This is a genomic window from Sphaerisporangium corydalis, assembly GCF_025506355.1.
Taxonomy (GTDB): Bacteria; Actinomycetota; Actinomycetes; order Streptosporangiales; family Streptosporangiaceae; genus Sphaerisporangium; species Sphaerisporangium corydalis.
Genome location: NZ_JANZYP010000108.1, coordinates 1 through 19030, shown reverse-complemented (window position 1 = coordinate 19030; position 19030 = coordinate 1). Strand labels below are relative to the sequence as shown.

At 70.7% G+C, this 19030-nt stretch carries 15 protein-coding genes; 7 read left to right on the top strand and 8 right to left on the bottom strand.

Going from position 1 to position 19030, the window contains the following annotated elements:
* Positions 1 to 97: 97 nt before the first annotated feature.
* A complete protein-coding gene (locus tag NYZ98_RS39995) occupies positions 98 to 688 on the bottom strand; it encodes a CGNR zinc finger domain-containing protein (protein WP_262850526.1) in 591 nt (196 codons plus the stop codon).
* Positions 689 to 788: 100 nt separating this feature from the next.
* Between NYZ98_RS39995 and NYZ98_RS39990 the strand changes: the two genes are divergently transcribed.
* Positions 789 to 1637 (top strand): SDR family NAD(P)-dependent oxidoreductase, encoded by an 849-nt coding sequence (locus NYZ98_RS39990; RefSeq protein ID WP_262850524.1) that lies wholly within the window; start codon positions 789 to 791, stop codon positions 1635 to 1637.
* A 580-nt stretch (positions 1638 to 2217) separates the two neighbouring features.
* Complete coding sequence (locus tag NYZ98_RS39985) at positions 2218 to 2745, top strand: Rv3235 family protein (RefSeq protein ID WP_262850522.1); 528 nt, start codon at positions 2218 to 2220, stop codon at positions 2743 to 2745.
* 630 nt (positions 2746 to 3375) lie between these two features.
* On the opposite strand, the gene secA is transcribed toward NYZ98_RS39985, so the two are convergent.
* Complete coding sequence (gene secA / locus NYZ98_RS39980) at positions 3376 to 6180, bottom strand: preprotein translocase subunit SecA (protein ID WP_262850520.1); 2805 nt, start codon at positions 6178 to 6180, stop codon at positions 3376 to 3378.
* A 292-nt stretch (positions 6181 to 6472) separates the two neighbouring features.
* Between secA and NYZ98_RS39975 the strand changes: the two genes are divergently transcribed.
* Positions 6473 to 6760 carry an HGxxPAAW family protein gene (locus NYZ98_RS39975; protein ID WP_262850518.1) on the top strand — a complete coding sequence of 96 codons (288 nt, stop codon included), beginning with the start codon at positions 6473 to 6475 and terminating at the stop codon, positions 6758 to 6760.
* A gap of 166 nt (positions 6761 to 6926) precedes the next feature.
* The gene (locus tag NYZ98_RS39970) at positions 6927 to 8189 is read left to right on the top strand and encodes a winged helix-turn-helix domain-containing protein (RefSeq protein ID WP_262850516.1); all 1263 of its coding nucleotides are present in this window, start codon (positions 6927 to 6929) and stop codon (positions 8187 to 8189) included.
* 57 nt (positions 8190 to 8246) lie between these two features.
* Here NYZ98_RS39970 and NYZ98_RS39965 read toward each other — a convergent pair whose 3' ends face one another.
* From NYZ98_RS39965 to mtrA, 6 genes are all read right to left on the bottom strand, one after another.
* The gene (locus NYZ98_RS39965; protein ID WP_262850514.1) at positions 8247 to 8951 is read right to left on the bottom strand and encodes a response regulator; all 705 of its coding nucleotides are present in this window, start codon (positions 8949 to 8951) and stop codon (positions 8247 to 8249) included.
* Between the two features lie 138 nt (positions 8952 to 9089).
* On the bottom strand, positions 9090 to 9761 hold the full coding sequence (gene hpf / locus NYZ98_RS39960) for a ribosome hibernation-promoting factor, HPF/YfiA family (protein WP_262850512.1): 672 nt from the start codon (positions 9759 to 9761) through the stop codon (positions 9090 to 9092).
* 604 nt (positions 9762 to 10365) lie between these two features.
* Positions 10366 to 11085 (bottom strand): ComF family protein, encoded by a 720-nt coding sequence (locus NYZ98_RS39955; RefSeq protein ID WP_262850511.1) that lies wholly within the window; start codon positions 11083 to 11085, stop codon positions 10366 to 10368.
* A gap of 105 nt (positions 11086 to 11190) precedes the next feature.
* A complete protein-coding gene (locus NYZ98_RS39950; protein ID WP_262850509.1) occupies positions 11191 to 12969 on the bottom strand; it encodes an LpqB family beta-propeller domain-containing protein in 1779 nt (592 codons plus the stop codon).
* Positions 12959 to 14722 (bottom strand): MtrAB system histidine kinase MtrB, encoded by a 1764-nt coding sequence (mtrB, locus tag NYZ98_RS39945; RefSeq protein ID WP_262850508.1) that lies wholly within the window; start codon positions 14720 to 14722, stop codon positions 12959 to 12961. Before mtrB ends, NYZ98_RS39950 begins: the two co-directional genes overlap by 11 nt.
* A gap of 38 nt (positions 14723 to 14760) precedes the next feature.
* Positions 14761 to 15438, bottom strand: a complete 678-nt coding sequence (gene mtrA / locus NYZ98_RS39940; RefSeq protein WP_114031473.1) for an MtrAB system response regulator MtrA — start codon at positions 15436 to 15438, stop codon at positions 14761 to 14763.
* Positions 15439 to 15745: 307 nt separating this feature from the next.
* Between mtrA and NYZ98_RS39935 the strand changes: the two genes are divergently transcribed.
* Genes NYZ98_RS39935 through NYZ98_RS39925 form a run of 3 tightly spaced genes read left to right on the top strand, consistent with a single transcriptional unit; the run spans position 15746 to position 18932 of the window.
* A complete protein-coding gene (locus NYZ98_RS39935; protein ID WP_262850505.1) occupies positions 15746 to 17122 on the top strand; it encodes a hypothetical protein in 1377 nt (458 codons plus the stop codon).
* Complete coding sequence (locus NYZ98_RS39930; protein ID WP_262850503.1) at positions 17119 to 17760, top strand: DUF4129 domain-containing protein; 642 nt, start codon at positions 17119 to 17121, stop codon at positions 17758 to 17760. Before NYZ98_RS39935 ends, NYZ98_RS39930 begins: the two co-directional genes overlap by 4 nt.
* Positions 17757 to 18932 carry a DUF4350 domain-containing protein gene (locus NYZ98_RS39925; protein ID WP_262850502.1) on the top strand — a complete coding sequence of 392 codons (1176 nt, stop codon included), beginning with the start codon at positions 17757 to 17759 and terminating at the stop codon, positions 18930 to 18932. Before NYZ98_RS39930 ends, NYZ98_RS39925 begins: the two co-directional genes overlap by 4 nt.
* Positions 18933 to 19030: the final 98 nt, after the last annotated feature.

Sequence of the window (19030 nt, the reverse complement as noted above, 5' to 3'; positions counted from 1 at the left end):
CGCACCCCCCGCTCCCCCTGACCCCCAACGCGCCACGGAGGTCTGTCGCCCACGATCAGCACACCATCGCCATCGGCCGCCTGCTCGCGAGGCAGGATCAGGACGAGCCGCGCCGCTGGCGCTGGCGGAAGGCCCGCATCGACACCTGTGAACCACAGCCCGGAGAGCAGTAGCGAGCGCTCCGATTGCGGGTGCGGTCCACGAAACCGGCATGGCATGGCGGATTGGAACACGCCTTGATCCGCGTCCAATCTCCCTGCTGCGCCAGCATCGTCACCCTGGCGAGAATCATGCCCAGCGCTCTTGAGACGCCTGCGGCCGCGGGCAGCAACTGCGCTCCCTGGGTAGTGATGAGCGCCGCCAAGGGATATCGCATGCCGGCGTGACGCAGGTACCGGTGCGCGTCGTTGACCTCGTCGTCGTTGACACCGGGTGTCTGGGAGTGCGCCAGGAACACGGTGACCAGCGCGTCACGCAACTCTCGCGCGGCGGATGCGTCCGAATCGCTCACGATCGCGGTCGCGTCGAGCAGGCCCTCCTCGGTCGCCCAGGTCTCGAAGTCTTTCGCCGACGCGAACCGTTCGACCCGGCCCGCGCCGTCCGCCCGCGTGTTCACGAACCGCAAGATCGCCTCAGCAAGGTCCTCGGGTGCTTCTCGAACCTTCGGTGACCTACCTGCCGCATCCATGCGATGCATCGTACAGAAGATGTCGCCGTAGTCCAAAGGGTCGCAACGAAAGCTCGTCACGGAGTTGCATAGTTGCTAGCTATCGGCTTACAGTCATTGCATGACTTCGACAGTGAACATCTCAGCGAACACCTCGCCCACCTGGTTCGTCACCGGCGCCTCCTCCGGCATCGGGCTCGAACTCACCCGCAAGGCTCTGGAGGCAGGCGAATCCGTGGCCGCCGTGTCCCGTACCGGTGCCGGGCTCGACAACCTGGGGCCCTCCGATCGGCTGCTGATCGTCAAGGCGGACGTGCGCGATGAGGCAGCGGTGCGCGAGGCGGTCGAGCAGACCGTCGCCGCCTTCGGCCGCATCGACGTTGTGGCCAACAACGCCGGCTATGGGCTTTTCGGTGCGGTGGAGGAGGCCACCGACGCTCAGGCGCGGGCCATCTTCGACACCAACGTGTTCGGCGTGCTCAATGTGTTGCGCGCGGTGCTGCCGACGCTGCGCCGCCAGCGCTCCGGCCACATCCTGCAAGGCTCTTCCTACTACGGGCAGACCGCCGACCCCGGTGTGGGACTGCTCTCCGCCACGAAGTACGCCGTGGAGGGCCTCTCGGACGCTCTCGTCGCCGAGGTCGCCCCGCTCGGCATCAACGTCACGCTGATCCAGCCGGCGTTGACAGCGACGCCCTTCCTGAGCAATCTCGACGCGGCCACCACCGCCCACGATGACTACGACCCCACCGTCCGGGCGACGCAGAAGGCTATCGGCGAACTGCCCGCATCGGCGTTCGTCAGCGTAGAGGGCATCGTGACGGGCATTCGCACGATCGCAGGGCGTGACAACCCGCCGCTGCGCCTGGCCCTCGGCAGCTCCGGCGCCGTGGCCATGCAGGCAGCCCTGACCGCGCGCATGGCCGAGTTGGAGACGTGGGCCGCTGTCACTAACGCGGTCAACGGCTGAGCCTCGCCTCTGATGCGGCTCGAGGTGGTTGAGCTGTACCCACACCGGTCAGTCGCCGCAGATGCAGTCAACTCTTCACAAACCCACCACCTCACCGCGGCCGCCGGGCCATACTCGCGACTCGGGTAGACCCGGCGGCCACGGCCGCACACCACGCCGACCGCAGGCCCCCTAAGGCCTACTGTTTCCAGAAGATCAAGACCTGGCGGGGATCAGCCACCCGCTACGACAAAACCCCGGAAAGCCACGAGGCCGGACTCCACCTCCGAGGCTCGATCATGTGGCTGAAACTCCTCACCTCACCCACATGATCCGAACCTCGAACAGCTCCTCTAGCAGGATGAACGGACTTCTGGCGCCGAACCAGGCGCGGGCCTGGGCTTTCGGTCGGCCGCTTCAGGCTCGCACCGCAGCCGCAATGCGATCCCGCCCGGTACCGACCGCTCCAACTCGCAGTGATCTTTGCCCAGCAAGCCGGACGAACCGCCCGCCCCACCGAAAAGTTGGCGACCTCCGTATCACCGGCCCCGACCGGAAACTCCTAGGTGCGTCACGTTCGCCGACGACTCTGGAGTGCCCAATGGCTCCTTCCTCCTCCCGCCCGCCCCTGCCCCGGCTGCGTTCCGTCCCCCCGGCCGACCCGCCGTACGACGACGAGCGCGCCCCCGGCACCATGCCCGTGGTCCCGCCCCCAACCCAGGGGGCCCTCGCACTCGCCTACGACCCACCGGACCTACCACCCCACGACGGCCCTCAACGGGGCGCCTCGCTCTCGTCGCGTACCGGCGGGGCGGCGGGCTCGCTGCCCGACGAGCGGCGGCTCCGGAGCCTCGGGCAGGCCATGGCCGAGATCCTCGCCGGCCGCCGACCACCCAGCACCGTCGCGGACCGGCTGACCGAGCGGGCGTACACCGAGCTGGTGCGTGCCGGAAAGATGATCCACGCCACCAGGCCGCCGCTGGTCGGGCTGCCGCACGTCAACCAGCCGAGGGACGGCGCCGTGGAGGTGTGCGCCCTGGTCCACTGCGGCGAGCGCAGCCACGTCCTGGCGATCCGCCTCGAACGCCACGGCATCCAATGGCTCTGCACGGACTTCGAAACCGCCTGACCCCACCGTCTCGAACCCCAAGGCGGGGCAGGGGGTGACCAGTCGTCCTCTCCCACGGTCCTCGCCTTCGGCTCGGGCGTATTCCCTGGGCCTAGAAACCTGCCCCAGCCTCCGACACCACGTTTACCGGTCGACCCCCGCACGGGGCGCCGACTTCACCGCACCCCGCACCACCGCGTCGGCGCCGGATAGCAACCCCCCGATGGTGAGGCGAAGGACTCAGACCCGAGGGCGAACAGTGAGGGTGTCGGCCGAGGGTAGGCCCTCGTTTCTCGAGCGTGTCGGCCGGGGGTAGGCCCTCGTGTCTTGAGGGGGTCGGCAGAGCCGGTAGGCCTCGGAAATACTGCCCGAGCCGAAGGCGAGGACCTTTACAACCGGGCCCGGCGCCGTACAAGACGCGCAGCCCGGCGGCGAAAACGCCGGGCCCGGCCGCCGTACATGACGGGCGGCCCGGCGCCGTACAAAACGCCGGGCCCGGCGACGTACAAGGCGCCGAAATCAGCGTCCCCACCCCGGCACGTCGGCGCCCAGTGCATGTCGGTGTGGGAATGCTGTCCGAGCATGCGGCGGCCCCGGGACCGGTGGTGGTCGCGGGGCCGGGCAGGTGGTGGGTCAGGCTTGGGTGATCGGTCAGGCCTGGGTGTGCTTGGGGTCGCCGTGGCAGCGCTTGTACTTCTTGCCGGAGCCGCACGGGCAGGGGGCGTTGCGTTCGACGTTGCCGTACGCGGCGCGCTCCTCAGCGGTGGTGCGGACCCGGGTCTGCTCCACCTCGCCGCTCTCACCAGGAGCGCTGTAGATCATCTCGCTGGGGCGCTGCGGCCGGCGCAGCGCCTTGGAGATGATCGCACTGGCCTCGGTGACGTTGGCGTCCTCGGCGGCGACCTCCTCGACGATCGGGTTGTCCTGCACCTCGACCTCGAGGTTGAACAGGTAGCCGACCGACTCCTCCTTGATCCCTTCCAGCATGGCCGCGAACATGTCGAAGCCCTCGCGCTGGTACTCGATCAGCGGGTCGCGCTGGGCGTAGGCCCGGAGCGCGATGCCCTCCTGGAGGTAGTCCATCTCGTAGAGGTGCTCGCGCCACTTGCGGTCGAGCACGGACAGGATGACGCGCCGCTCCAGCTCGCGCACGGTCTCGGCGCCGAGCTCCTCCTCGCGCCGCTCGTACGCCGCGAGGGCGTCGGCCTTGACCCAGTCGCCGATGAGCTGGGGCGTGAGGTTCTCGCGCTCGCCGTCGGCCTCGCGCTCGATGAGCTCGTCGACGGTGGCGGAGATCGGGTAGAGCTGCTGGAAGGCCTTCCAGAGCTTGTCCAGGTCCCACTCTTCGGCGAACCCCTCGGAGGTGGCCGCGGAGACGTACCCGTCGATGACCTCGGTGACGAAGTCGCGGACCTGGTCGCGCAGGTCGGCGCCCTCCAGGACGCGGTGGCGCTCGGCGTAGATCACCTTGCGCTGCCGGTTCATGACCTCGTCGTACTTCAGGACGTTCTTGCGGATCTCGAAGTTCTGCTGCTCGACCTGGTGCTGGGCCGAGGCGATCGCCTTGGAAACAATGCCCGACTCGATCGGGACGTCCTCGGGGATGTTCAGCCGCGTCATGATCATCTCGACGCGGGCCGAGTTGAACAGGCGCATGAGGTCGTCTTCGAGCGAGAGGTAGAAGCGGGACTCGCCCGGGTCGCCCTGACGGCCGGACCGGCCGCGGAGCTGGTTGTCGATGCGCCGCGACTCGTGGCGCTCGGTGCCGAGGACGTACAGGCCACCGAGGTCGGTGACCTCCTCGTGCTCGTTCTTGACCGCTTCCTTGGCCTTCTCCAGCGCCTCGGGCCACGCTTTCTCGTACTCGTCGGGGGTCTCCGACGGGGACAGGCCGCGCTGCTGAAGCTCTATGTCGGCGCGGAACTCGGAGTTGCCGCCGAGCATGATGTCGGTGCCACGGCCGGCCATGTTGGTGGCGACGGTGACGGCGTGCTTGCGGCCCGCCTCGGCGATGATCGTGGCCTCACGGGCGTGGTTCTTGGCGTTGAGCACCTCGTGCTGGACGCCGGCCCGCTTGAGCGCCTTGGAGAGCCGCTCGGACTTCTCCACAGAAACGGTGCCGACCAGGACCGGCTGGCCCCGCTCGTACCGCTCCTTGATGTCGGCCACGCAGGCGTTGAACTTGGCGTCCTCGCTCTTGTAGACCACGTCGGCCTGGTCCTTGCGGACCATCGGCCGGTTCGTCGGGATGGGGATGACGCCGAGCTTGTAGGTCTGGTGGAACTCGTTCGCCTCGGTGGTCGCCGTGCCGGTCATGCCGGACAGCCGCGAGTACAGGCGGAAGTAGTTCTGCAGGGTGATCGTGGCGAGGGTCTGGTTCTCGTCCTTGATCTTCACGGACTCCTTGGCCTCGATGGCCTGGTGCATGCCCTCGTTGTAGCGGCGGCCGTGCAGCACGCGCCCGGTGAACTCGTCGACGATCAGGACCTCACCGTCGACGACGATGTAGTCCTTGTCCTTCTTGTAGAGCTCCTTGGCCTTGATCGCGTTGTTCAGGAAGCCGACCAGGTGGGTGTGCTCGGGCTTGTACAGGTTGTCGATGCCGAGCCAGTCCTCGACGCGTTCGACACCGGACTCGAGGACGCCGACCGTGCGCTTCTTCTCGTCCACGATGTAGTCGCCGGTGCTGTCCTCGCCGTCCTTGCCCTCGACGCCGCGGCGGAGGCGGGGGACGATCTTGGCGAACTCCTGGTACCACTTGCCGGACTGCTCGCCGGGACCGGAGATGATCAGCGGCGTGCGCGCCTCGTCGATGAGGATGGAGTCGACCTCGTCCACGACGGCGAAGTGGTGGCCGCGCTGGACGCACTCCTCCAGCGACCACGCCATGTTGTCGCGGAGGTAGTCGAAGCCGAACTCGTTGTTGGTGCCGTACGTGATGTCGGCGTTGTACTGCTTGCGGCGCTCGTCGGGCGACATGTTCGCAAGGATCACGCCGACCTCGAGACCGAGGAAGCGGTGCACCCGGCCCATGTTCTCGGCGTCGCGCTTGGCGAGGTAGTCGTTGACCGTGACGACGTGCACGCCGTTGCCGCCGATGGCGTTGAGGTAGGCGGGCAGCGTACAGGTCAGGGTCTTGCCCTCACCGGTGCGCATCTCGGCGATGTTGCCGAGGTGGAGCGCGGCCCCGCCCATGATCTGCACGTCGAAGTGGCGCTGGCCGAGGACCCGGCGGGCGGCCTCGCGCACGGCCGCGAAGGCCTCGGGAAGCAGATCGTCGAGGGACTCGCCGTCGGCGTGGCGTTGCTTGAACTCAGCGGTCATGGCGCGCAGTTCGGCGTCGGTGGCGCTGGTGAAGTCGGCCTCGATGGAGTTGACCTGCTCGGAGATCCGCTTCAGCTTACGCAGGACCTTGCCCTCGCCGGCGCGAAGAATCTTGTCGAGAATGGCTGGCACTTTTTGTAAAGCTCCTCGCAGGTCTGTACCACGGCCCGACGGCCGGGACATGAGGACGAGACATGGTTCCCCATAGCCATGGTAGGCGGTTTCACCACCGGACACAGCCATCGTCAATGACGCTGTACGGACCTCGAAGGTTCCCCGACCCCTTCTGGCTGCGGCCTTTACCGGGCACGGCCTGCGGTGGCGAGAAGGGCGTTGGATATCGTGCGATGGTACGGGGAGGGAATCTTCGCCTCGGGGCGCCCCCCTGAGGACATGGGAAATCGACCGAGGACAAGGAGTCAGGATGGCCGACAGCGCACCGGCGCAGGCACATGGCGGGCAGTCTCACGCGGGGAGGCCGACGTCGTGGCTCGCCGTCACCGTGATCCTGCTGGGGTTCACCATCGGCGGCGTCGCCCTGGTGATCGGCCCCAACTGGTTCCTCTTCTGGGTCGGCGCGGGGGTCATCGCGGTCGGCGGCATCCTCGCCCTGATCTTCGACATCTTCTCCGACGTCATCGAGGACGCGCCCCGCCACATCTCGGTCCAGGAGCACCACTCCCCGTTCGAGCGCCACGCCGACCCCGTCTGAGGTCCTGACCACTGAGGTCCCTGGTCGCGGGCCCGCCTACCGTCCTGACCGCCAGGGTCCCCGGGTCTCGGGCCCGTCTGAGGTCCTGACCGCAGGGACGTACCGCCGGCCCCGCTGACGACACCTGCGTCCGCGTTTTGTCGGTGGCACGTCCTACCATCGGTGCATGCCGAATGGTCTCCCCGCCCCCGCGATCGAGCTGTCCGCCGACGAGGCCCGCCGGATCGTCCTCCGTGCCCAGGGGTTCCTCGGCGCCGAGTCCCGCCGGGGCGGGGTCACCGCCATGCTGCGCCGCCTGGCCGCGGTGCAGCTCGACACCATCTCCGTCCTCGCCCGCTCCCACGAGCTGGTGGCGTACGCGCGGCTCGGGCCGCTCGGCCGGGCCAAGGTCGAGAACGCCTACTGGCACGACCCGGCCCACGCCTTCGAATACTGGTGCCACGCCGCCTGCGTCCTGCCGATAGACGACTGGCCCCTCTATGCCTTCCGCCGCCGCGCCTACCGCGAGCGGCGCTTCCGCTGGCACGAGGTCCCGCCCACGATCGACAAGGTGCTCGAGCAGGTCAGGAACGAAGGGCCGCTGACCACCACCGAGCTCGGCGGCGCCAAGAACGGCGGCCCCTGGTGGGACTGGTCCGACGTCAAGATCGCCGTCGAGTTCCTCCTCGACATCGGCGAGGTGGTCTGCACGCGCAGGGTCGGCTGGCGGCGGGTCTACGACGTGAGCGAGCGCGTCGTCCCGGCCGCGCTCCTCGAGCAGGACCTCACGGACGCCGAATGCGTCGTCCGGCTGGCCCGCCACGCCGGGTCCGCCCTCGGCGTCGCCACCCGCGCCGACCTCGTGGACTTCCTGCGCCTGCGCGGCGACCACGCCGCCATACTCGACCAGGCGCTGCTCGACGGGTCGGCGGGGCTGGTCCCGGTGCGCGTCGCCGGGTGGGCCGAGGCCCGGGCCGGCCGTGCGGCGGCCGGGGGCTCCCGTTCCAACGCCTGGGCGGACCCGGCCGCGCTGGAGACCGCGCCGCGCGGCCGCCACCGCACCACTCCGCTGTCCCCGTTCGACTCGCTGGTGTGGGACCGCGCCCGCACCCAGCGCCTGTTCGGCTTCACCCACCGCCTCGAGGCCTACGTGCCGAAGGACAAGCGGGTCCACGGCTACTTCACGATGCCCGTGCTGGCGGGGGGCCGGCTCATCGGGCGGGTCGACCCCGCCAGGGACGGGTCCACCCTCATCGCCCGGCAGGTCGGCTTCGAACCGGGCCTGGGAGGTTCCGTGCGCGCCGGGTCGGTCGAGGCCATGGCCGAGGCGCTCTGGGAGGCGGCCTCCTGGGTCGGCTGCGACGACGTGCGCGTCGAACGGGTCACCCTCCCGGAACTCGCGGCGCCGCTGCGCGCCGCGCTGGTGCGGAGCCCCGCCCCGCAGGCCTGACCACGCCTGGTCCGGCCGGGCTGGGCGCCCGGCCGGGGCGGTAGGTGGTCTCGAGGGTCAGGTGATCTCGAGGAGCCGCTCGCGCACCGCGTAGACCACCGCTTCCATCCGGGAGTGCAGCTGCAGCTTCTCCAGGATGTTGCGCACGTGGTTCTTGACGGTGTTCTCGGAGATGAACAACTGCTTGGCGATCTCGCGGTTGTTCATGCCCTTGGCGACCAGGCGCAGCACTTCCATCTCGCGCTCGGTCAGCCGGGGGACCGGCAGCTGCGGCGGCCGCTCGGCCTCCTTGCGGCTCATGTTGGCGAACTCGGTGATGAGCTTGGCCGCCATGGCCGGGTTGATGAGCGACTGGCCTTCGTGCACACCGCGCACGGCGTCGGGGACCTCGTCGATCTGCACGTCCTTCAGCAGATAACCCGTGGCCCCCGCCTTGATCGCCTCGAAGAGGTCCTCCTCCTCGTCGCTCACGGTGAGCATGACGATGCGCGCGCTCGGCACCGATGCCTTGATCGCCCTGGTCGCCTCGATGCCGCTCTGCCGCGGCATCCGGACGTCCATCAGGACGACGTCCGGCAGGAGGCGGTCCGCGATCTCGACCGCCTCCTGACCATCGCTCGCCTCGCCGACCACTTCGATGTCCGGCTCCGCGGCCAGCGCCAGCTCCAGGCTCCGCCGGATCAGCGCGTGATCGTCAACGATCAGCACGCGGATCGGCTCGTCACGCCCGGAGCGGCCGGCCGTTTCGTCGGTCTGCGTCACGCCTCCTCCTCGTGGGGAGCCAGATCGCGCCAGGTAGGTCGATCCCTACCGCGCGACGCTCCCGCGCCGTCGGAACCGCCATCATTACATGGGTTTCCGGCTCGCGGGGGTGGTCGAGAGGATCTTCGAACGCGTTGGTTACTGTTCTACGAGCCGCAACACGCCATAGGCGTACCCGACACGTCGGTACACGACGCTGGGTTGGCCGCACTCCTTGTCCCTGAACAGGTAGAAATCGTGCCCGACGAGTTCCATCTCCAGCAGGGCCTGGTCAATGGTCATCGGATCGGCCTCGTGGAACTTCTCGCGGACGACCAGGGGGCCGTCCCCCTCCATCTCGATCGGGACGATTGGTTCGGGGTACTCGGCGTCGTTCGCCCACGACTTGTCCGTCGCGGTCTTGTCCTGGAGCTGGGGTTCCGCGGGGAGTGGATCAGGCAGGGGCTCGTAGTTGTCCGCCAGGGCGGAGGTCAGCTCGGCTACCGACGGGGGGCAGTGGTTGCCGTGGTGGACCTTGCGCCGGTCGGCGATGCGCCGGAGCCGTCCTTCCAGCTTTCCGAGCGCGATGTCGAGGGCCGCGAACCTGTCGTCGGCGGAGGCCTCGGCCCGGACCGCCGGGCCCTTGGAATGGATCGTCAGTTCCACCCGCTCACGGTCGTCGGTCGCGCGCACGCTCGCTTCCTTGGACACCTCCACGTCGACTCGTATGAGCTTGTTGTCCAGTCGTTCGATCCTGGCCAGTTTCGTTGTCACATGATCGCGGAACCGGTCACTCACATTGGTGTGCCGTCCCTTGACGATGATGTCCACTCAAAGGCCCCCCTTCGTCTCGACTGCGAGGAGGACACCCGTCCGGCCGACCTGGTCTTCGTCCCCACATCCGCCTGCTGAGGGGTTCGCGGCTCAGTCGCCACTACTGCCCTTCTCTCCTGGCGGTGGACATCTGGTCCTCCGGGGAGGCAGGACTTACCTCTAAGCCGCACCGTGATCGGTCGACGAAGAGTCGCCTTACGTGGGCCGTTTCGCCTGCGGCTGGCATCGGCTAGCCAGTCCGGTCCCCTGAAGGGGGTCGGTCCGGCGCAACCACGGACCCGAACGGGTGCCATGCTCGAACGCTAGTCGCTACGGGCCCGAATGTCAGCCGCAGGATCGACTAAAGGATCACTTTAAGTAGTTTACTTGAGGGTCTGAGCCCTGTGGCGGACAGGATGTTGACGATGCCCTGTCCCGCTTGACGAAAGCTTCAAGCGCCCGTTGACCAGCGGGGTTCGCCGGGAAGTTCGGCCAGGTGTGACTCCTGGGACAGGTTGAGGATTTGACCATTTCATTACTCTTCGTAATCTTTTTCAGTCACCCTAAATCCGGGCGTGTCGCCCCACCCCACCCAATCCCCCACCCGCCTCAGGTGAGCCGGTCAGCGTTGGTGGTGGCGGGTGGCGGCGAGGGTGACGGCAAGGGGGACGGGCACGCCCGCGCGGTTCAGTGCCTCCGCCGCCTCGGCGAGAGTGGCGCCGGTGGTGACGATGTCGTCCACCAGGACCGCGATCGGCCGTGGGCGCCCCCACAGGGCACGTCCACCGGCGCCCGCGAGTCGCCGCACCCCGAATGCCCCGGCCAGGTTGGCGGCCCGCTGCGGGGCGCTCAGCCCCGCCTGGTCGAGGACCCGCCGCCGCTGCGCCAGGACCGGCGCGGACGTCACCGGCCATCCCAGCGACCGCAGCCGCCGCGCGGCGAGCACCGCCAGGCGGCCGACGGGATCATGGCCCCGCAACCGCACGGCCCGCCGCGAACTCGGCACGGGAACCAGGACGAACGGCCGGCCGAACTCCCCCACGCCGAGTGCTGTCGTGAGGGTGCCGAGTGCTGTCGTGAGGGTGATGGCGAGGCAGGTGGCGAGGGGGCGGGCCAGGGCCGTGCGGCCTCGTTCCTTGTACGCCAGGATGGCGCGCCGGGTCGCTCCCTCGTAGGAGGCGCCGGCCCAGCAGCCGGGGAGCCCGCGCGGCGGGGCGGTGGGCGGTCTCGGGCAGGGGTCGCCGCTCACCTCCGCCAGGCAGGCGGGGCACAGCACGGCGCCCTCCCGCGCGCACCCGGCGCACCGGGGCGGGAGGATCAGGTCGAGGACGGTGGTCAGCACACGTCCATCATTGGCCGGGCCACGAGCGGAACCGGCCCGCGCGGCCACTTGTCCACAGCCCGGCCGAAAATCGGCCCGTTGTCCACAGGCTGGATGGGAGGCGGGTCAGCCGAGGGGGTAGACGGGGGCGCCGGCGCCGTTTTGGACCAAGGTGATCCAGGTGCGTTTCTGCAGGTCCCATTTGAGGATCTCGCCGTCGGGGCCGCCCGCGAGCACGGGGGCGTCGTCGTTGGCCTTGGGGGCCGCGGTGACGGCCTCGACGCGGGTGGCGGCCTTGGGGGTCTCGATCCGGATCCCCTGGGTGACCGACCAGGGCGTCAGCTCCCGGTCGGACTTGGCGGTCGTCAGGACCAGCAGCGTGTCGGCGTCCTGCCACGCGATGTCGGTGATCTCCTGCCCGTCGGCCGCCGGCACCAGGGTGCGCAGGTTCTGCACCGCCCACCGGGTCCGGTTGATCGAGCCGACCAGCACGCTCTGGCCGCGCCCGTCGTCGGAGATGACCGCCACCCGGGCGCCGTCCCGTGCCACACGGAAGGCCGTGACGTCGGTGGACTCCAGCCCTGGCGCGCTCACCGGCATCTGCCGCGTCGGGTCGTGCGCCCTGAGCACCTGCGCCTTGCGCGCGCCCTGCCGGGACACCGACCAGACGTCCCCGTAGCGGTCCCACGACGGCGGGGTGAGCCTGGTGCCCTCGATCCAGCGCTGCCACTGGCTGCCCGGGGTGATGCCGCTGACCCAGACACCCCCGGCCTTCTCCAGGGCGGCCACCTTGGCCGGCTGCTCGTTGGACACCGCCAGGTGGGAGAACTGCCGTGCCTGGACGGCGCCGACGCCGGACATCACGGGGTTCCCGTTGTCCTTGTCGAGGATGTGCAGCTTGCCCTGCTGCAGGTAGAGGGCCTTGGGGGCGTGCGGGAGCAGGTCGGGGTCGTAGCGGTCGTAGTCGCGCGGGTCGATGAGGAACGGCCCGCCGGGGAACTGGTCGCCGTTGACCCGCACCTCGATGCGCCGCGACTCGGTCAGCGGCTTCAACGTCCAGTAGAGCTGCGCCGACAGCGCTTCCCTGTTCGCCGTGACCAGCGCCGAGTCGACGATCCCGTAGGTGAAGTCGACCACCACGGTGTCGCCCTCGACGAACACGTCGTTGACGTCGACGTTCGGCCCGAACGCCGAGTCGACGGCGCCCCTGAGCGGCGTGGTCGGCCCGTCGAGCAGGCGGTGGACCAGGGACTTGGCCAGCCCCTCGCTGGGGTTGATCGGCACCCGCACCTGGTCGGCCACCAGCCCCTCGGACTGGTACGCCGCGAAGTACAGGTCGAAGGACCGGTAGGCGCGCTTGAAGTCGTCGTTGGTCAGCAGCAGCCCCGACGGCGCCGTGGAGATGCGCCACTCGCCGCTCACCTTGACAAGGGTGAACCCCTTGTCCAGCACGCTGCCGCCCGAGGTCTGGCTCGGCACGTAGTGGCCGTCGCCGTCGAGCGTGCCGAGGACGGCGCCCTTCAGCTCCACGTGGGCCTGCTGGACGTCTCCGGGCGCGTCGCTGCTGGACTTGCCGTCGTCGTAGATCGTCACGGCGTCGAACGGGCTCCAGGTGCGCTGCGCCTCGCCGGTGAGGTACTGCCGGGCGACGCCGCGCAGCGGGTCGTCGAAGCTGGCCGCCGCGCTGAGGAACCCGTTGACGATCTCCTCGGGCGTGCCCTTCGGCTTCGGCGTGGCCGCGAGCATCCGGACGTACGGCTGGCTGAGCGGGTCGCTCTCCCGTTCTCCCAGGGCGGCGAAGACGTTGCCGCCGGTCGGGACGGTGGAGCACGCGGCCGAGGTGAGGGCGAGGGCCACGGCGAGCGGTCCGAGCCGCCGCAGGCCGCCTCGCGGGCTAGTCGCCATCGAAGGCCCCCTCGATCGCGGGGGACAGGACCGGCGTCGCCTGCCCGCGCCACGTGCGCCGCATCTCGACCTCGGGCGGCACCAGCGGCAGCGGCGACCCGCGCAGGCCGGTGCCGGACTGGCGGGGCAGGGAGAGCCGGAACTGCGACCCCTCGCCTGGCAGCCCCCACGCCTGGAGCCAGCCGCCGTGCAGGATGGCGTCCTCGCGGGAGATCGCCAGCCCGAGGCCGGTGCCGCCGATCGTGCGCGCGCGGGAGGGGTCGGCCCGCCAGAAGCGGTCGAAGACCATGTTCTCCTCGCCGGGCTTGAGCCCGACGCCGTGGTCGCGGACGGCCACGGCCACCGCGTCGCGGTCGGCGCCCAGGGTGACCACGATGTCGCGGCCCTCGCCGTGCTCGATGGCGTTGAACAGCAGGTTGCGCAGGATGCGCTCGACCCTGCGGCTCTCCACCTCGGCCATGCAGGGCTGGTTGGGCAGCCGCAGGTCCAGGCGGGTGGCCTTGCGTTCGGCGAGCGGCTGGGAGTCCCCGACGGCCCGCAGGACGACGTCGCGCATGTCGACCGAGTCGAGGTCCAGGGTGGCGGCGCCGGCGTCGTACCGGCTGATCTCCAGCAGGTCGGCGAGCATGGACTCGAAGCGCTCGAGCTGGTTCTGCATGAGCTCAGCCGAGCGGGACGCCGCGGGCTCGAAGTCCTCGCGGCTCTCGTACAGCAGGTCGGCGGCCATGCGGACGGTGGTCAGCGGGGTGCGCAGCTCGTGGGACACGTCGGAGACGAACTGCCGCTGGACGTGCGACAGCTCCTCCAGCTGGTGGATCTTCAGCGCCAGGTTGGAGGCCATCTCGTTGAACGAGGTCGCCAGCCGCGCGAGGTCGTCCTCGCCGCGGACCTTCAGCCGTTCCTCCAGCCGCCCCGCGGCCAGGCGCTCGGCGGCCTGGCGGGTGAGCCGGACCGGGATGACGACCTGCCGGGTGACCAGGGAGGCGATGGCGGCCAGCAGCAGCACCAGCGCGGCGCCCACCACGACCAGCCACTGCTGGACCAGCGACAGCGTCGCCACGTCGTCTTCCAGCGGAAAGAAGTGGTAGACCTCGTAGTCGCCGTAGTCGGTGCGCACCAGCGCGCCGATGGCGAGCGCGGGCACCGGCTCGTCCTGCTCCTCGTAGTACACGGGGGTGTACTGCGCCTGGGGGCTGTCCTTGGCCCGCAGGACCTTGTCGCGCAGCTTCTGCGTGACGCTCTTGCGGGCGACGCTGCCGGTCCCCCGGTCGTCCCCCACGCCGTCGTCGCTGAGGATCACGACGCTGTAGCGGGAGTCGGCCCGGCGCGAGAGCGCGTCCGCGGCCTGGTCCACCGGGTCGCTCATGATCGTGTCGGACCCGTCGGACTGCCCCGACGGCGACTGCTTGGCCGCGGTGACGGCCTGCTGGCCCAGCAGGCCCGCGACCGTGGTCACGTTGGCCTGCGCCTCGGCGATGGCGGAGTGCTTACGGCCGTCCAGGACCGCCGTGGTGATCATCTGCATCAGGAAGAAGCCGAGGACCGCCACGACGGTCATGGAGATGACCAGGGTGCTGGTGACGACCCGGAGCTGCAGGGAACGCCGCCAGACGCGGCGCACCCTGCCCACGGCGCGGCGGGCCCGCCTGCGGACGCCGCGGGCGATCTGGCGCGGGGTCCGCCTGGCCTTCCTCTTGGGCTTGACCCGGGAAGGGGCGCGGACGGCGCCGGGGGACGAGGTCGGGGTGGCCATGGGGATGTCCGGGGGTCACGGCGGAACGGCGGCGCCGCCTACGCCGGACCGGCCTTGTAGCCGACGCCGCGGACCGTCACCACGATCTCGGGATGCTCAGGGTCCTTCTCGATCTTCGCGCGGAGCCGCTGGACGTGCACGTTGACCAGGCGGGTGTCGGCGGCGTGCCGGTAGCCCCACACCTGCTCCAGGAGCACCTCGCGGGTGAACACCTGGCGCGGCTTGCGCGCGAGCGCGACCAGCAGGTCGAACTCCAGCGGGGTGAGGTTGACGGTCTCCTCCTCACGCTTGACCGAGTGGCCGGCGACGTCGATGGTGATGTCGCCGATCTGCAGCACCTCGGGGGTCGGCTCGTCGGTGCGGCGCAGGCGGGCCCGCACCCGGGCGACGAGCTCCTTCGGCTTGAAGGGCTTGACGATGTAGTCGTCGGCCCCCGACTCCAGGCCGAGGACCACGTCGATCGTGTCGCTCTTGGCCGTGAGCATGACGATCGGCACGCCGGACTCGGCGCGGATCCGCCGGCACACGTCGATGCCGTCGGCCCCGGGCAGCATCAGGTCGAGAAGGACCAGGTCCGGCCTGGTGTCCCGGAACGCGTCGAGCGCCTTGTCCCCGTCGGAGACGAACGAGGGCTCGAAGCCCTCTCCCCGAAGGACAATGCCGAGCATCTCGGCGAGAGCGGCGTCGTCGTCGACGACCAGCACGCGTCCTTTCATGGCCCCTCATTCGTTCTGCACAGTTTTGATGGAGGTTGTGGCAAAAGCCGGACGATCGACCGAAGGCTACCCGCGAGTCATCGCCGGGTGATAAACGACCGAACATTAGCTTCACCAAAAGCCGAATTTTAGGCGCACGTTACGGAACCCGCCAATGATCTGGCTCGATGAGCCTGTGGCGTGGCGTGGCGCGCGTCCGGTACGGCCCCTCCGCAAGTCTGCGCCAAGGGGGAGGTATTCGGCCATCCCCCGCCTTGATCACTTGCTGGTGACCCCGGAGAGCGGTGCGACATGCCAGGATTGGGATATGTCAGACGGTCACGGCGCCACGCCCAGCACGCCTCCGGGTTGGGCGGAGAACCAGCCTCCGCCCTACCCCGGCCAGGGCGGGACGCCGTGGGCCTCGCCCGGCGGCACCGCCCAGCCGGCAGGACAGCCCCCCTCGGACGATGTTCCCGCAGGTCAGCCCGCCCCTCCTCAGGGGCAGCCCGCGTTCTCCCCGCCGGGGCAGGCACCCCCGCCGCCCTACGGCAACGCCCCCCCACCCCCTGGGCAGGCGCCGGGATGGCCCCCGTACGGCCCGCCCCCGCAGGGCGGCCCCGCCTACGGCCACGCGTACGGGTACCGCCCGCCGCCCCAGGCGATGCGGCCCGGCATCATCCCGCTGCGCCCGCTCGGCCTCGGCGACATCCTCGACGGCACCATCAAGCTGATCAGGTCCAACCCCAAGGCCACCCTCGGGTTGTCCGCCATCGCCGCCGCGCTCGGCACGCTGCCGGTGGCCATCGGCCAGGCCGTGTACTACCGCTCCCTCGGCCCCCTGCTGGCCAACCCCGCGTCGCTCGAATCGGGCGCCGACGTGCCGCTCGGCGGCCTGTTCGCCCAGTTCGGCGGCGCCCTCGTCTCGCTGATCATGCAGTTCTTCCTGGTCACCCTGCTGACCGGCATCCTGACCCGGGTCCTCGGCCGTGCGGTCTTCGGCGGGCGGATCACCATCGGCGAGGCCTGGCGGCTGACCCGGTCGCGGCTGCCCGCGCTGCTCGGGCTGGCGTTCCTCACCGGCCTGGTCGCGCTGCTCCCGCTGGTCCTCGCCGTCGCGATCGTCGTCGGCCTCGACCTCGCCGGCGCGAGCGTCGGCGCCGTCCTGGTGGCCGCGCTGGTGCTCGGCCTCGCCTACATCGCCTACGCCCTGTTCGTCAGCACCCGGTTCGCCCTGGCGGCGGCCTCGGTCGTGCTGGAGGGGCTCGGCGTCGTCGACGCGATGCGCAGGTCGTGGCGGCTGGTCGGCGGCGACTTCTGGCGGGTGCTCGGCATCCTGCTGCTCACCCAGGTGCTGGCCGCGTTCCTCGGCGGCGTCCTGTCGGTGCCGGTCACCATCGTCAGCCTCGTCGTCTCCTTCGGCGGCCAGGGCAGCCTCACCGCGACGGTGGTCACCACGATCCTGTTCACCGTCGGCGGCATCATCAGCTCCATGATCACCTACCCGATCCAGGCCGGGGTGAACGGGCTGCTCTACACCGACAGGCGCATGCGCGCCGAGGCGTTCGACCTGGTGCTGCAGACCGCCGCGATCGACCAGCAGCGCCTGGGCTGGGTGACCGCCACCGCCGACGACCTGTGGCACCCCTCCCACGCCGCCGGGACGACCGGCCCGCGTCCCACCGGCGCTCCCGGAGCGCCGTGACCGTCATCCCGCCCACCGCCATGGTCCTGGACGACATCGGCCGCGACGAGGCCAGGCGCAAGGCCTTCGAGGAGCTGCTCAAGCCCGGCTACCAGCAGGAGTCGCTGCCCAACCGGCTGATCAGGATCGTCCAGGAGTTCATCGACGACCTGTTCGACCGGGCGCCAGGCGGTATACCAGGAGGCGTGCTCGCGCTGGTCCTGGTCCTGCTCATCATCGCCGCGCTCGTCACGCTGATCGCCTGGCAGGCCCGCAGGGCCACGCGGAGCCGCAGGGCCGCCGACGGTTCCCTGTTCGGGACCCGGGAGCGCACGGCCGCCGAACACCGCGCCGAGGCCGAGCGGCTGGCCGGGGAGGCCCAGTGGGGCGCGGCCATCAAGGAGCGCCTGCGGGCCGTCGCGCGCGACCTGGAGCACCGCGCGATCGTGGCGCCGCAGCCCGGGCGCACCGCCGACGAGCTGGCCGCCGCGGCCGGGCGCGAGCTCCCCGCGTTCGACGAACGGCTCGCCGAGGCGGCCCGGCTGTTCGACGAGGTGACCTACGGCCAGGCGCCCGGAACCGCGGAGGGCTACCAGACCCTGAGCGGGCTCGACGAGGCCCTGCGCACCACCCGCCCGGCCGCGGCGGCCGGCCGATGAGCGTCTTCGCGCCCGAACGCGCCGCCCCGCCCCCGCCGTCGACCTCGGCGTCCCCGACGGCGCGCAGCCTGTGGCGTTCGGGCCGGGGCATGGCGCTCGTCGGCGTGATCGTGGTCGTCGTCGCCGCGCTCACCGCCCTGGTCGCGGGCTCCTCGACCGAGGGCCGCCCGCTCGACCCCGCCGACACGTCGCTGGACGGCGGCAAGGCGCTCGCCGAGATCCTGCGCCGGCAGGGCGTGCGGGTCGAACGCGTCTCCACCGTCGAGGAGGTCCTCCGGCTGGACGGCCCCGGCGCGCAGCTCCTGCTGTACGACACCACGCGCCTCGGGCACGACGACATCATGCGGCTCTCCCGCACCCGGGCCGACCGGCTGGTCGTCGGCCCGATCCACGGCCTGGCGAGGATCGCCCCCGGCATCACGCCCGGCGACGCGACGGCGCTCCGTTCACGCGAGCCCCGATGCCCGCTGAGCGCCGCCGCCCGCGCCGGCAGCGCCTACCTCGGCGGGGTGGCGCTCACCGCGCCCGCCGGCTCGTCCGCCTGCTACCCCGGCGCCGAAGGGCCGGCGCTGGTGCGCACGACCGGGCCCGTCACGGTCACCGTGGTGGGCGACGGCGCGTTCATGACCAACCAGCGTCTCGCCGAGGACGGCAACGCCGCCCTCGCGGTCAACCTGGCGGGCGCCAGGCCCGTCCTCATCTGGCTGGTGCCTGGCGAGGCGCAGGCGGCGCCGGGCTCGGGGCGGGCCACCATCGAGGAGCTGTTCCCGGCGGGAGTGCCCTGGGCGGTGCTCCAGCTCGCGATCGCGGTGCTGGTGGCGGCGCTGTGGCGGGGACGGCGGCTCGGGCCGGTCGTGGTCGAGTCGCTGCCCGTGGTCGTCCGCGCCGCCGAGACCGTCGAGGGGCGCGGCCGGCTGTACCGCGCCCGCCGCGCCCGCGACCGCGCCGCCGCCACGCTGAGGGCGGCGAGCACGTCCCGGCTCACCCCCCGCCTGGGCCTCGCCGCCGACGCGACCCCGAACGAGATCATCGCCGCGACCGCCCTGCGCACCGGCCAGGACACCGTGCACGTGCGCACGGTCCTGTACGGCCCGGCACCGGCCGACGACGCCGGGCTCGTCGCCCTGGCGGGCCACCTGGACACCTTGGAAAGGCAGGTACGAGAACCGTGACCACACCTCCGCCCGGAGACCCGTTGAGCGGATCACCCGGTCACTCCCGGCCCGAGCCCCAGCCCGCGCCGCCCGCACCGTCCGACGCCGGCGGCCCG